The organism is Brachybacterium paraconglomeratum (assembly GCF_039541415.1).
Classification (GTDB): Bacteria; Actinomycetota; Actinomycetes; order Actinomycetales; family Dermabacteraceae; genus Brachybacterium; species Brachybacterium paraconglomeratum_A.
The window spans coordinates 229,782-242,116 of sequence record NZ_BAABGE010000002.1; the positions used below are offsets into that span (position 1 = coordinate 229,782).

At 69.9% G+C, this 12,335-nt stretch carries 9 protein-coding genes; 1 reads left to right on the plus strand and 8 read right to left on the minus strand.

Annotation, left to right across the window (positions count from 1 at the left end; all coding sequences use genetic code 11):
• Positions 1-134 precede the first annotated feature (134 nt).
• From ABD893_RS01000 to ABD893_RS01020, 5 genes are all read right to left on the minus strand, one after another.
• Positions 135-1,871, minus strand: a complete 1,737-nt coding sequence (locus ABD893_RS01000) for a dihydroxyacetone kinase family protein (RefSeq protein WP_345075629.1) — start codon at positions 1,869-1,871, stop codon at positions 135-137.
• A 150-nt stretch (positions 1,872-2,021) separates the two neighbouring features.
• A complete protein-coding gene (locus tag ABD893_RS01005; protein ID WP_345075630.1) occupies positions 2,022-2,807 on the minus strand; it encodes a glucose 1-dehydrogenase in 786 nt (261 codons plus the stop codon).
• Positions 2,808-2,897: 90 nt separating this feature from the next.
• Positions 2,898-4,253, minus strand: coding sequence for an RbtT/DalT/CsbX family MFS transporter (locus tag ABD893_RS01010; RefSeq protein ID WP_345075631.1), 1,356 nt, complete (start codon positions 4,251-4,253; stop codon positions 2,898-2,900).
• A gap of 145 nt (positions 4,254-4,398) precedes the next feature.
• Entirely contained in the window at positions 4,399-5,487 is a 1,089-nt protein-coding gene (locus ABD893_RS01015; RefSeq protein ID WP_345075632.1) for a zinc-binding dehydrogenase, read from the minus strand.
• A 414-nt stretch (positions 5,488-5,901) separates the two neighbouring features.
• Positions 5,902-6,855, minus strand: a complete 954-nt coding sequence (locus ABD893_RS01020) for a sugar-binding transcriptional regulator (protein WP_345075633.1) — start codon at positions 6,853-6,855, stop codon at positions 5,902-5,904.
• A gap of 280 nt (positions 6,856-7,135) precedes the next feature.
• On the opposite strand from ABD893_RS01020, the gene ABD893_RS01025 reads away from it, so the two are divergent.
• Positions 7,136-8,767, plus strand: a complete 1,632-nt coding sequence (locus ABD893_RS01025; RefSeq protein WP_345075635.1) for an FGGY-family carbohydrate kinase — start codon at positions 7,136-7,138, stop codon at positions 8,765-8,767.
• Between the two features lie 55 nt (positions 8,768-8,822).
• Here ABD893_RS01025 and ABD893_RS01030 read toward each other — a convergent pair whose 3' ends face one another.
• From ABD893_RS01030 to ABD893_RS01040, 3 genes are read right to left on the minus strand one after another with little or no spacing between them, the layout of a single operon-like run.
• Positions 8,823-10,184, minus strand: a complete 1,362-nt coding sequence (locus tag ABD893_RS01030) for an ABC transporter substrate-binding protein (protein WP_345075636.1) — start codon at positions 10,182-10,184, stop codon at positions 8,823-8,825.
• Between the two features lie 42 nt (positions 10,185-10,226).
• Complete coding sequence (locus ABD893_RS01035; protein WP_345075637.1) at positions 10,227-11,144, minus strand: carbohydrate ABC transporter permease; 918 nt, start codon at positions 11,142-11,144, stop codon at positions 10,227-10,229.
• Positions 11,141-12,133: a carbohydrate ABC transporter permease gene (locus ABD893_RS01040; protein ID WP_345075638.1), complete on the minus strand. Its 993-nt coding sequence runs from the start codon at positions 12,131-12,133 to the stop codon at positions 11,141-11,143. Before ABD893_RS01040 ends, ABD893_RS01035 begins: the two co-directional genes overlap by 4 nt.
• Positions 12,134-12,335 lie beyond the last annotated feature (202 nt).

Here is a 12,335-nt window from a genome sequence, read left to right on the forward strand (position 1 = left end):
CCTTCGTGTCGTGGTCTCGGGGCGGGGGCCTCGAGATCCGCAGTCTCGTGCGATGGGTGCCGGGCCCCCTCCCCCGGAACAACGCGCCGCAGCGGGAGCGTGTTCCGTGAGCGGGACCGGCGGTGGCCGGTGCCTCAGGCGGAGAGCTTCTCGCCCAGCAGCGTGACGATCCGCGAGAAGGAGATCGCGCCGGGGTCGGGGGTGCCTACGGACTTGTCGCCGTGGTTCCGGGCGCGGCCCTTGCTCGCGGAGATGTCGGCGGTGGCCGCAGCGGCCTCGACCGCGCGGGCGGCCGCCGTCGTGATCGCTCGTGCCGCGGAGTCAGCCGGCGCGGAGGCGGCCTCGTCGCGGTTGGCCTGGGCGAGGGTGATCGCCTCGCGGAAGGGCACCGCGGCGTCGACCATCGTCTTGTCGCCGGGGATCGCGCCGCCGAGGCGCTCGACGGCTTCGACCGCCTGCACCAGTCCGGTGAGCAGCTGGTCGCCGCCGACCGCTGCGTCGTCGCTGAAGGCGCTGCCGAGGCTGGTCAGTGCCGCGCCCCAGAGCGCGCCGGAGGTTCCCCCGGCCTCGGCGGACCAGGCGGCACCGGCCTGGACCAGCACGGTGCGCGCGCCGGAGCCGCCCTCGACGGTGCGTCGGGCCGCAGCCTGGGCGGCGCGGATGCCGAGCACCATGCCCTGGCCGTGGTCGCCGTCGCCTGCGATCGCGTCGAGCCGGCCGAGCTCCGGCTCGAGCTCGGTCAGCAGCACTTCGACGTCGCCGAGGAGCCCGGCGATCCGCTCTGCGGAGGCGCGGGACGCGTCAGACGCGGCGGGGATCGGGTCCTCGCCGGGGGTGTAGATCTCGCCGCGCTCCTCGCCCAGGTCGCCGCCCACGGTGCCGCCGCGCCGGAAGGCCGGGGACTCGACGGGCGCCAGCCAGAGCTGCTCGAGCTCCTCGTCCAGGCGCACCACGGTGAGCGACAGCCCGGCCATGTCGAGGCTGGTCACGTGCTCGCCGACCTCGGGGCGCACGATCGTCAGGCCTGCCTCGGTGAGCAGCTGCGAGGCGTGCTTCCACACCACGAACATCTCCTCGTACTTCACGGTGCCGAGGCCGTTGAGGACCACTGCGACCCGGTCGGAGGCGAGCTCGGGGGTCTCGGCGAGCACACCGTCGACCAGGATCTTCGCGAGCTCCTTGGCCGAGGGCAGCGGCTGCTCGTCGATGCCGGGCTCACCGTGGATGCCCAGGCCGATCGCCATCTTCCCCTCGGGGACGTGGAACAGGGCATCCTCGGCGCCGGGCAGGGTGCAGCCGTCGAAGGCGACTCCGAGCGTGCGGGTGGCGTCGTTCGCCTTCCAGGCCAGGCGCTCGGCGTCGGCGAGGTCGGCGCCGGCCTGGATCGCGGCGCCGGCGATCTTGAACACGGGCAGGTCACCGGCGATGCCGCGGCGGTCGCGATGGTTGCCCTTCTGACCCGAGGCCACGTCGTCGCTGACCGCGATGATGCGCACGTCGATGCCCTCGGCGCGGAGCTTCTCGGCGGCGACCCCGAAGTGGAGCACGTCGCCGGCGTAGTGGCCGAAGCCGAGGATCACGCCGCCGCCGTTCTCGGCATTCTTGGCCACCGAGTAGACCTGATCGGAGGACGGCGAGGAGAAGATGTTCCCGCAGGGTGCGCCGTGGGCGAAGCCGGGACCCACCCAGCCGGCGAAGGCCGGGTAGTGGCCGGAGCCGCCACCGACCACCAGGGCCGGCTGTCCGGCGGGGGTGGCCTGCTTGCGCACCACTCCGCCGTGCACCCGCAGCAGCTCCTCGGGGTGGGCCGCCACCAGGCCTTCCACGGCGTCGGCGGGGAAGGTCTTGGGATCGTCGAACAGGTAGGTCACGGCGTTCTCTTCTCTGGCGGGGCAACAGCGGGCAGTGCGGCCGACGGGCCGGGTGGTGCACCCGTCGGCCGCTGCACCGTGGTCTCGGCGCAGCGGCCCGACGAATGCGGGACGGGTCAGGCGGCGGAACCGCCGCCTTCGATGGACGGGTCAGGCCGCGGTGTAGCCGCCGTCGATCGACAGTATCGAGCCGGTGACGAAGCTGCTGGCGTCGGCGGCGAGGTAGACCGCGGCGCCGGCGAGCTCCTCGGGCTCTCCCGGACGGCCCATCGGGGTCATCAGGTTCCACTGGTCGATCTGGGCGCCGCCCTCTTCATAGAAGCCGCGAGTCAGCTCGGTGCGCATGTAGCCCGGGGCGATGGCGTTCACACGCACGCCGCGGCCGGCCCACTCGAGCGCTGCGCTGCGGGTGAGGTTGTGGACGGCGGCCTTGGAGGCGTTGTAGGAGGCCTGGGTCTGGGGGATGTTGGCGATGATGCCGCTCATGGAGCCGGTGTTGATGATGCTGCCGCGGCCGCGCTCGAGCATGCGGCGGCCCACGGCGGAGAGCACGTGGTAGACGCCGTCGAGGTTCAGGCTCATCACGGCGCGCCACTTCTCGGCGTCGCCGTCCTCGAGCGGGTGGTGGATGGTGCGGCCAGCATTGTTCAGCAGGATCTCGATCCCACCGAACTCCTCATCGACCTCTGCCACGACCTGCTCGACCATCTCCTGGTCGGTGACGTCGAGGTGGCGGTAGGCAGTGCGTACACCGGTGTCGGCGGCGAGCTGCTGCGCGGCCTGCTGACCGTTCTCGTCGTCGATGTCGGCGAGCACGATGGGCGCGCCGTGCTCGGCCAGTGCGCGGGCCATCGCCAGGCCGAGGCCCTTGGCGCCGCCGGTGACCAGTGCGGTGCGGCCGGTGAGGTCGAAGAGGGGGGAGATGCTCTGTGCCATGTCGGACTCCTTCGAGGGAAAGGTGCGGTGAGTAGACGGGGAACCAGCACCCGGGGGCCGACGTGATGGCCAGCCCCCGGGTGCTGCTGCTCAGGCCTCGGCGGCGGCGATGTCCTGCTTGCCGACGCGGGGCTGATCGACCTTCAGCGCGAAGGTCATGAGGAACGCGAGGGCGTAGAGGGCGATGAAGGCCCAGACCACGCCGACATTCCCGCCCCAGGGCCGTACCACGGCGACCACTGCGGAGCCGAGGAAGGTCGCACCACCGGCAGCGGTGGTGTACATCGCCATCGCGGCACCCTTATGGTCCGGGGCCAGTGCGGGCATGATCGCGCCGAGCGGCACGAAGCCTGCCAGCAGGATACCGAAGACGGTGCCTGCGAGGACGGAGACCACGAAGCCCCAGTCGGAGCCGGCCGGGACCCAGTGCGGCACGTACCACCACAGCAGCAGGCCGATCGCGGAGCCGACGATGCCGAACCAGCGCACCGTGGTGGTCCAGCCGATCTTGTCGCCGAGAGCGCCGAAGAACGCATTGAACAGGATGTTGCCGGCGAAGACGATCGAGGTCATCAGCAGCCAGCGGGACTGGCCCCAGCCGAGGGTCTCGGCGATCACGGTGGGAAGGATGATGAACATGCCGAACTGCGGGGCGGTGTTGATCAGGCGGGTCAGGAAGCCCATCATCACGCGCTTGTTCTTCAGCGAGAGCACCACGCCCGAGAGGATCACCTGGCGGCTGCTCTCTCCGGCGGGGGCGAGGCGGCGGTCGCCGTGCTCCTCGCGCACTCCGAAGTAGGCGATCAGGAAGCCGGCGATCACGATCGCGGTCGAGGCGACCATGGCCCAGCGCTCACCGAGCAGCCCGCCGCCGAAGGCGGGGATCATGCCGATCGCGACCAAGGAGCCGATGGTGGGCATGCCGCCGGTGAACATCACGTAGAACCAGCCGACGGCGGCGCCGGCGCGCTCCTTCGGGGAGACCGCGTTGACCCACACCAGGAAGGCGAAGGCGAACAGCGGGAAGCCGAAGCCGCGGACCATGTAGGTCAGGAAGATCAGCGGCACGGACTCGGTCGAGAGGGCGCCGACGAAGGCTGCCTGGAACACGACCCACACGATGACGCCCAGCAGCATCACCTTGCGCGGGCCCCAGAGGTCCGAGAGGGCGCCGGCGAGGTACGAGCCGATCAGGGTGGCCAGGGCGTAGAACGTGATGACCGTGGCGGCGAGGTTGATCATGTCGTCACCGCCGCCGAACACGTTGGCCATGTGCGGGGAGACGAAATTGGTCTCCACGCCGTTGCCGGTCATGAAGACGAGCACGCCGAGGAAGCCCCAGCGCAGGACGTGCGGGATGCCGAGGCGGTCCAGGAAGGTCTCCTGGGCGCCGCCGACGGTGGGGGCGGCCGTGCTGACGGCCGTCGAGGGGGATGCGGAACTCATGCGGGCACTCCTGTGTGCTGAAGGGAGGGCGGCACCTGACGGCCGGCGACGCGGGGCGCGACAGCCGTCAGGTGGGACGCGATCTCGGGGTGGCGATCGTGCGGCGATCGATCTCGCGGGAGAGAAGCGAATCTCTCGGGAGGGATCAGAGGCCGGGGAGGATCGAGACCTTCACGGAGGCGCCGGCGGAGTCGGCGACCGAGTCGAGAGCCTGCTGGAAGTCCGCGAGCGCGAACTGGTGGGTGCAGATCTCGTCGAGCGGGAGGTCGCCCTTCTCGATGATCTTGATGGCGGCGGGCCAGGTGTGGGGGCCCAGGTGCGCGCCGCGCACGTCGAGCTCCTTGTCGTCGGAGATGATCGACCAGTCCACCGACACGTTCTCCTTGAACACGGAGTACTCGACGAAGGTTCCGAGCTTGCGCAGCAGGTTCAGGCCCTGCGGGACAGCGCTGGGGTGGCCGGTGCACTCGATGTAGACGTCAGCGCCGTAGCCGCCGGTGAGGGCGCGGATCTCGGCGTCCAGGTCCACCTTCGCGGGGTTCAGGGTGAGGTCCGCACCGCACTTCTTGGCGAGCTCGAGCTTGGCATCGTCGAAGTCCAGGGCGATGACGAGCTTGGGGTTCTTGTGGGAGGCGCCGATGATCGCGCCGAGGCCGATCGGGCCGGCGCCGGCGATGACCACGACGTCGTCGAACTGCAGGTCGGCGCGCTCGACGGCGTGCATCGAGCAGGACAGCGGCTCGGCATAGGCGGCATGCTGCGGGGCGATCTCCTTGGAGATCGTGTGGACGCGGGCCAGCGGGGGCACGATCATGAACTCGGCCATGCCGCCGTTGAAGCTCTTGAAGCCGAACATGTCGTGCGGGTCGCACATCCAGTACCAGCCGCGCTGGCAGTACATGCATTCGCCGCAGGGGACGATCTGCTCGACGACGATGCGGTCACCGAGGGCTGCGCCGTGCTTGGCCAGCGCCTCCTCGGAGCCGGAGACGATCTCGCCGGTGATCTCGTGGCCGGGGATGATGCCGGGCTGGACCCAGCGCTCGCGGTTCTCGTCGCCCCAGAACTTGGCGGCTCCGGCGTAGGCCTTGAGGTCGCTCGCGCAGACGCCGACGGCCTCGACCCGGATCAGCAGCTCATCGGCAGCGGGGGCGGGCACGGCTCGTTCTTCGAGGCGGTAGTCCTCGGGCGCATGCATGACGACAGCCTGCATGGTCTTCGGGATCTCGGTCATCTCGGCACATCTCCTTCGATACGTTCCGGGGCGGCCCCGGCTGAGCGGGCCGGCGCGAGGCCAGCCTCGGGGCCGAGGGTGCGTCTTCGATGCCACCACGGGGCGCCCGTCCGCATCCCACCCTAAGCACCCGTGGAACATTCGTCAAGAACAAATGTTCCACACCGTGGCGCGTGATGGTTTCGAGCGTTCGATCTCTCCATCACCGCAGGCCAGCGGCTATATGCCCGGGGGTGCGTGAAGCGCGTCTCATCCGGTTCCAGCAGGTGGACGGAGCGGCGCTCGACGTCCAGAAGTCCTGGGTCTCGCGAGGTCCGCGCGGCCCGACACCCAGCCGCACGGCCTGGCGCGCAGCCGCGCGACCGCCCGACCGCCCGACCGCCCGACCGCCCAGCCTGGCGCTCAACCTGGCGCTCAGTCGCGCAGATCGACCCCGGCCTCCGCGAGCACGGCCTCGGCCGTCGGCACATCGGTGATCAGCGCAGTGAACATCCCCGTCTTCGCCCCCGCACGGATGGACGGCGCCTTCTCCCGCCCGGCGGCGAGCGCGATCGTGGTGGGGATCGCGCGGAGCGTCTCGAGCGGGAGCCGGACCAGGAACTCGGCGCCGGGGAAGGTGAGAGTGGCACCGTCCTCATCGAAGAAGTGGAGGCAGACGTCGCCGGCCGCCTGCTCAAGCGCGGGCTCGTGGCGGGGGACGACGGAGGTGAGGCTGGCGCGGCCGTCATAGGGGGCGCCGATGCCGACCACGGCGGCGCGGGCTCCATCCCAGAGGTCCACCACCGAGCGGAATCCAGGATCCTCCTGCAGCGATGCCCAGAGGGTGGGGCTGGTCAGCGCGGGAGCGAAGATGAAGCGGGGCTCCGCCCTGGTGCGGTCGGCGAAGCGACGGACGGTCTCGTTGGTCTGGAAGGAGGGATCCGGCTCCTGCTGACCGCCGACGGTGGGCACGATGCGAGCCCCTTCCAGCCGAGGCATCCCGCCCATGCCGGAGACGGCATGGATCATCTTCCCCGAGGAGAGCAGCACGACCTCTCCCTGCTGGATCTCGAGGTTGCGCAGCTCCTCCGCCAGCAGATCGCCGATGCCGCGGAACTCGCGCTGGACCTGATCCCCCGGGGCGATCCGGACGGTGTCGATGCCCAGCAGCTCCCGCAGTCGCTCCGCGAGCTCAGCGAGGTCGACGGTGGGCACGTCCAGCACGTCGAATCGCACCATGCCGATCCGGCGCGCCTCGGCGAGCAGCTTGCTGACCGACGGGCGGGAGACCCCGACCCGCCGAGCGACCTCTTCCTGCCGCTGGCCGTCGAGGTAGTACGCAGTGGCGGCGCGATGCAGCAGATGCATGTCCATCGACGTCTCGAGCATGACTCACTCCTGTCCCATGAGGCCGAGCCATGCGCCATGGCTCGGGCGTGACAGAGGGTGCGGGTCTGCGACCGCGAGGGGTCGACAGTGCAGTGCCGTCATCGCCACGTGGGAACAATAGTTCCGCACATTTGTCGGGAGCGCAAGCGGGAAGGGCGTGCTCGGAGCCCTCCCAGCGAGGGGAGCTGTCGATGGCAGGATAGTGCGCAGGGCGAGCAACGCCGCGGCCGACGACAGAATGCGGGCCGGACTACGTTCCGGGCGGGAAGCGAGACGACGGATGGCTGCTGATGCAGGAGCTGCTGCGGATGATGGCGCGGCAGCCGTTGCTGGGGAAGCAGCCACCGCCGAGGCTGAATCCGGTGCCGGGGAGGCAGCCGTCGCGGCTGGCAGCCACGCGAGCGCAGTGCTCGGGATCGATGTCGGCACCTCGAGCACCAAGGGGGTGCTGGTCGCTCTCGACGGGACCATCCTGCGCACCGAGGTGCGCGAGCACGAGGTACGCCGTCCCGCCGCCGGCCAGGTGGAGATGGACGCGGAGACCTGGTGGGACGAGTTCGTCTCGATCGCCGGGGAGCTCACCGCCGCCGCCCGGGCCGCGAAGCTCACGGTGTCCGCGATCGGGCTCTCAGGGATGGGGCCCTGCGTGGTGCTCACCGATGAGCAGGGAATCCCGGTGCGGCCGGCGATCCTCTACGGCGTCGACACTCGGGCCGAGCAGCAGATCAGGGAGCTCACCCACGTGCTCGGCCAGGAGGAGATCGTCGCCCACTGCGGCGTGGTCCTGTCCGCACAGTCCGCCGGACCGAAGATCGCCTGGGTCGCCGAGCACGAGCCCGAGCTCTACGCCCGCGCCCGACGCCTGTTCATGCCGGCGTCATATCTCGCCTTCCGGCTGACCGGGCAGTACGTGATGGACCATGTCAGCGCGAGCCAGACAGCGCCGCTGTACTGCCTGCGCCAGCAGGAATGGCACTCCTCCGAGTCCGGGCACGGCAGCTCCGAGATCGACTGGTCCCAGCACGTCGCCCCCGGCATCGAGCTCCCGCAGCTGCGCTGGGCGGGCGAGGCCGCCGGCACCCTGGATCCGCAGGTCGCCGCACAGGTGCCCGGTCTGCCGGCAGGGATCCCGGTGCTCAGCGGGACGATCGATGCCTGGGCGGAGGCCGTGAGCGTCGGCGCCACCGAACCCGGCGACCTGATGCTGATGTACGGAACCACCACGCTCGTGCTGGCCACCACCCCCGAGCCGTTGGCCAGCCGCACGCTCTGGTCCACCCCGGGGGTCACTCCCGGGTCTTCGAGCCTGGCCGGCGGCATGGCCGCCTCCGGGGCCATCACCGGCTGGCTGCGGGACCTCACCGGCGGATCCGACTTCCCGGGGCTCCTCGCGGAGGCCGAGCGCAGCGGCCCGGGCGCCGGAGGCCTGGTGATGCTGCCGTACTTCGCCGGCGAGCGCTCCCCCATCGCCGATCCCGACGCGCGCGGAGTGATCGCTGGCCTGACCCTCTCCCACACCCGCGGCGACCTGTACCGCGCGACGCTGGAGGCGGTGGCCTATGGGGTCCGCCATCATCTTGAGACGCTCGAGGCGGCGGGCCTGACCCCGCGCCGGGTGATGGCGGTGGGCGGCGGCACCCAGCACGACCTATGGCCGCAGATCGTCTCCGACGTCACGGGGCTGACCCAGCAGATCCCCCGCAGCACAGTCGGCGCGTCCTACGGCGGCGCGATGCTGGCCGCCCGCCTCGCCCACGGCGCGGACACCAGCACCTGGAACCGCGCCGACCATCAGCTGGCGCCGGATCCGGCGCACCGCGCCCGGTACGACGAGCTGTACCGCCTCTACCGTGAGCTCTACCCGGCCACCAGGGACATCACCCACGCCCTGGCGCGGATGCAGCAGGGGTGAAGGTCGGGGCGGGCGCCGTGATCATGGCACCCGCCCCGCCGCACTGCCCCCCCGCTCAGCCCTCGAGCTTGGGCTGGATCTCCTTGGTGTAGATCCCCTCGAGGGTCTCCTTGAGTCCGTCCATCGCCGCCTGGACATCACCCTCGGTGGTGGCGATGGAGGCGATCGCCTCGGCCATCTCCTGGTCCGCGCCGGGCAGGAAGACGCGGGCGAAGTCCTGGGGCTTGGTGACGTCCAGCTGGTCGACCGCGAGCTGGATCTCCGGGGTCTCGGCGGTGAGCTCGGTGAGGTCCGCACTCTTGCGGATCGGCATATAGCCGGTGGCGGCGGAGAACGCGACGGTGCTCTCCGGGCGGCCCATGAACTCCATCAGCATGGCACCGGCGAGCTGCTCCTCCTTGGTGACCGCGGAGGGGATCCCGAGCCCTGCGCCGCCGGTGGGGCAGACCGGCCCGTCCACCGAGCCGCCGGGGAGGAAGCCCACCCCGACGTCGAAGGTCGCGGACTCGAGCACGCCCACCAGGGAGCCGGTGGAGGCGATGGTCGTGGAGCACACTCCGGCGGCGAAGGTGTCGGCCGAGTCGCTCGAGGCGACCTGGGCCCAGCCCTTGGAGAACACCGAGTCCTGGACCCATTGCAGGGCCTCGACGGCAGCGGGCTCGGCGCAGGTGATCGTCCACTCGTCGGACCATGCGGCGCCCTGGCCCCACAGCACGTTCTGCAGGGTCCAGCCCGCGTATCCGGCGAGGTCGGGGTACATATAGGCGGTCTCGGCCTCGGTGAGCTTCGGTGCCCACTCCTCGAACTCGGTCCAGGTCTCCGGGGCGCGGTCGGGCAGTCCCGCGGCGGCGAAGTGGTCCTTGTTGTAGTAGAACAGCGGCGTGGAGCGGCCGTAGGGCAGTGCCCACTGCTGGTCGTCGTACTGGTAGTCCTGGATCAGCGAGTCCCGGTAGTCGGACAGGTCGATCTCGAGCTGCTCGACGAGGGTGTCGATCGGGATGACGTTACCGTTGAGGAAGTACCGGAACCACCACACGTCCGAGAGCACCACCACGGCGGGGAGCCCCGTGTTCGCGGCCTGCGCGGTCTGGAAGCGCTGGGCGATCTCCTCATAGTTCGAGCCAGCCGTGACGTGGTTGACCTCGATGCCGGTCTCCTCGGTGAAGGCGGCGATCAGCTGCGCCTCGACCTCCTGGGAGCCGCCGGGGTGGTTGGTCCAGAAGTCGATCTTCTTGGCCGGCTCGACACCGGAGAAGTCGAGGTCGAGCTCCTCTCCGCCGCCGGCGCCGGTGCCCTCGCCGCCGACCTCAGGGCCGCCGCCGCAGGCGGCGAGGCCCAGTGCGCCGGCACCGGCGACACCGAGGCCGAGCAGGGAGCGTCGGCTGAACCCGCGGGGAAGGTGCAGTGAACTGGTCATGGGAAAGGGTCCTTTCAGGGGTGGTGGACGGACGCGGGCGCGTCAGCCGGTCACGCTGCCTTGGGTGAGGCCGGAGACGATGTGCCGTTGCAGCATCGCGAAGACGATCAGGACCGGGGCGATCACCAGGACCGTGCCGGCCATGAGGATGCCCCAGCCGGAGCCGGTGTTGCCCTCGGAGTTCTGCAGGGCGGTGAGCCCCACGGGCAGGGTCATCCGACTGGCCTCCGAGGTGATGATCAGGGGCCAGATGTAGTCGTTCCATTCGGTGACGATGGTGACCAGGGCGACCGTGGCCACCGTCGGCACCGAGATCGGCACCACCACGGACCACAGGGTGCGCAGATGCCCGGCACCATCGATCTCGGCGGCTTCGATCATCGTCGGCGGGATGGTGAGGAAGTACTGCCGCAGCAGGAACGTTCCGAAGGCGGTGCCCAGGCCCGGCAGGATGATCCCCCAGTAGGTGTTCACCCCTCCGAGACCGGCGATCAGCACGTAGTTGGGCAGGATCGAGACCTGCGGCGGGACCATCAGCGCGACCAGGATCAGCACGAAGATGACGCGCTTGAAGGGGAAGCGCACGAAGACCAGCGCGTAGGCGGTGAGGATCGCCAGCAGCACCTTGATGCTCGAGCCGATCGTGGTGACGATGACCGAATTGAGGAAGAAGCGCGGGATCGGCACCGAGTTCCAGGCGGCCTCGTAGTTCGCGAGCGAGGGGCTCTCGGGCAGCACCACCAGATCGGTGGAGAGGATCTCGTGCGGCGCCTTGAGGGAGCTGATCATCATCCACAGCAGCGGCAGCACCATCACCAGGGTCGCCAGGATCAGCGGCAGGTACCCGCCGGTGATGGTGGAGACCAGGTTGGCCCGGGTGAAGGGGCCGTTCTTCCGCGGCGTCGGCGTGGGCCGGTCCGTGGTCTCGCCGTCGGGGCGGGGAAGGGTGGGAGTGCTCATGCGTAGTGCACCTTCCGCTCGACGAACATGATCTGGGCGACGGTCATCACGATCAGGATGACGAACAGGAGCACCGAGATCGTGGCGGAATAGCCGGCTCGGGAGTAGCCGCCGAAGGCCTGCAGGTAGGACTCGAAGATCATCGTGTTGGTGCCGCGCCCGGTGGGCGTCATGATCCGCAGCAGGTCGAAGGCCTGCAGGCTGTTCAGGGTGGTGGTGATGAGCAGGAAGAACGTGGTGGGTGACAGCAGTGGGATCGAGATGCTGAAGAAGCGGCGCACCGCGCTCGCTCCGTCGAGCTGGGCGGCGTGCATGACGTCCTGCGGCAGTGACTGCAGCCCGCCGAGATAGACGATCGCGCAGTAGCCCAGGTTCTTCCATACGTAGACGATCATCACCATGACCAGCGACATGTTCGGATCCAGGAACCATTGCGGGCTGCCCAGGCCCAGCTGCCGCAGAATCCATCCCAGCACCCCGAAGTTCGGGTCGAAGATGAACAGCCACACCAGGCCGACGCCGACGCCCGAGAGCACGTAGGGGGCGAATACCGCCGACCGGGCGAGGGTGCGGCCGGGGATGTTGATGTTCAGCGCGAGGGCGATCAGCAGCCCCAGCACCATCGCCCCGCCGACGGTGACCAGCGTGAAGATCGCGGTGATCCGCAGGCTCGTCAAGCCCTCCTCAGAGGTGAAGAACTCGACGTAGTTGCCCAGCCCGATGAACGTCGCCGAGCGCGAGCCCAGCGTCCAGTCCAGCATCGAGTACTGGATGTTCAGGATCAGGGGACGGTAGGTGAACATCGCGATCAGCACCAGGTTCGGCGCGGCGAAGGCGAGGAACACGAGGGCATCGCGCCGGGCTCGACGGCTCACCCGGCGGCGTCGCCGTGGGGGCCGATCCGTCGCTGTCTGGGGGTGGCCGGGGGCCTCCGGAACCAGGGTCTGCGTGGCGTCTGTGCCCGGGACCCGATTCAGGGAATCGGTCATGAGGAGCTCATTCGGTCAGGGAGGATACCGCCCACCGGCCTCGGTGCCGGTGGTGGACCCCATTATGAACATGACGGGGAGCGCCCGGGCGCATTTGGATGGGTCCGCTTTGTATGGGTCCGCCGCCACGGGCGGAACTCTGTGAGCACCGATGCCCTGCGCGGTGATCCCCGCGTACGGTGGGCCGGACCGACGAGGCGCT

What these genes read in the sequence shown, in the direction of transcription:
- ABD893_RS01005 (WP_345075630.1), bottom strand. Translation starts at nt 2,807, where the DNA reads ATGGCACAGAGCATCTCCCCCCTCTTCGACCTCACCGGCCGCACCGCA.
- ABD893_RS01010 (WP_345075631.1), bottom strand. Translation starts at nt 4,253, where the DNA reads ATGAGTTCCGCATCCCCCTCGACGGCCGTCAGCACGGCCGCCCCCACC.
- ABD893_RS01015 (WP_345075632.1), bottom strand. Translation starts at nt 5,487, where the DNA reads ATGACCGAGATCCCGAAGACCATGCAGGCTGTCGTCATGCATGCGCCC.
- ABD893_RS01020 (WP_345075633.1), bottom strand. Translation starts at nt 6,855, where the DNA reads ATGCTCGAGACGTCGATGGACATGCATCTGCTGCATCGCGCCGCCACT.
- ABD893_RS01025 (WP_345075635.1), top strand. Translation starts at nt 7,136, where the DNA reads ATGGCTGCTGATGCAGGAGCTGCTGCGGATGATGGCGCGGCAGCCGTT.
- ABD893_RS01030 (WP_345075636.1), bottom strand. Translation starts at nt 10,184, where the DNA reads ATGACCAGTTCACTGCACCTTCCCCGCGGGTTCAGCCGACGCTCCCTG.
- ABD893_RS01035 (WP_345075637.1), bottom strand. Translation starts at nt 11,144, where the DNA reads ATGAGCACTCCCACCCTTCCCCGCCCCGACGGCGAGACCACGGACCGG.
- ABD893_RS01040 (WP_345075638.1), bottom strand. Translation starts at nt 12,133, where the DNA reads ATGACCGATTCCCTGAATCGGGTCCCGGGCACAGACGCCACGCAGACC.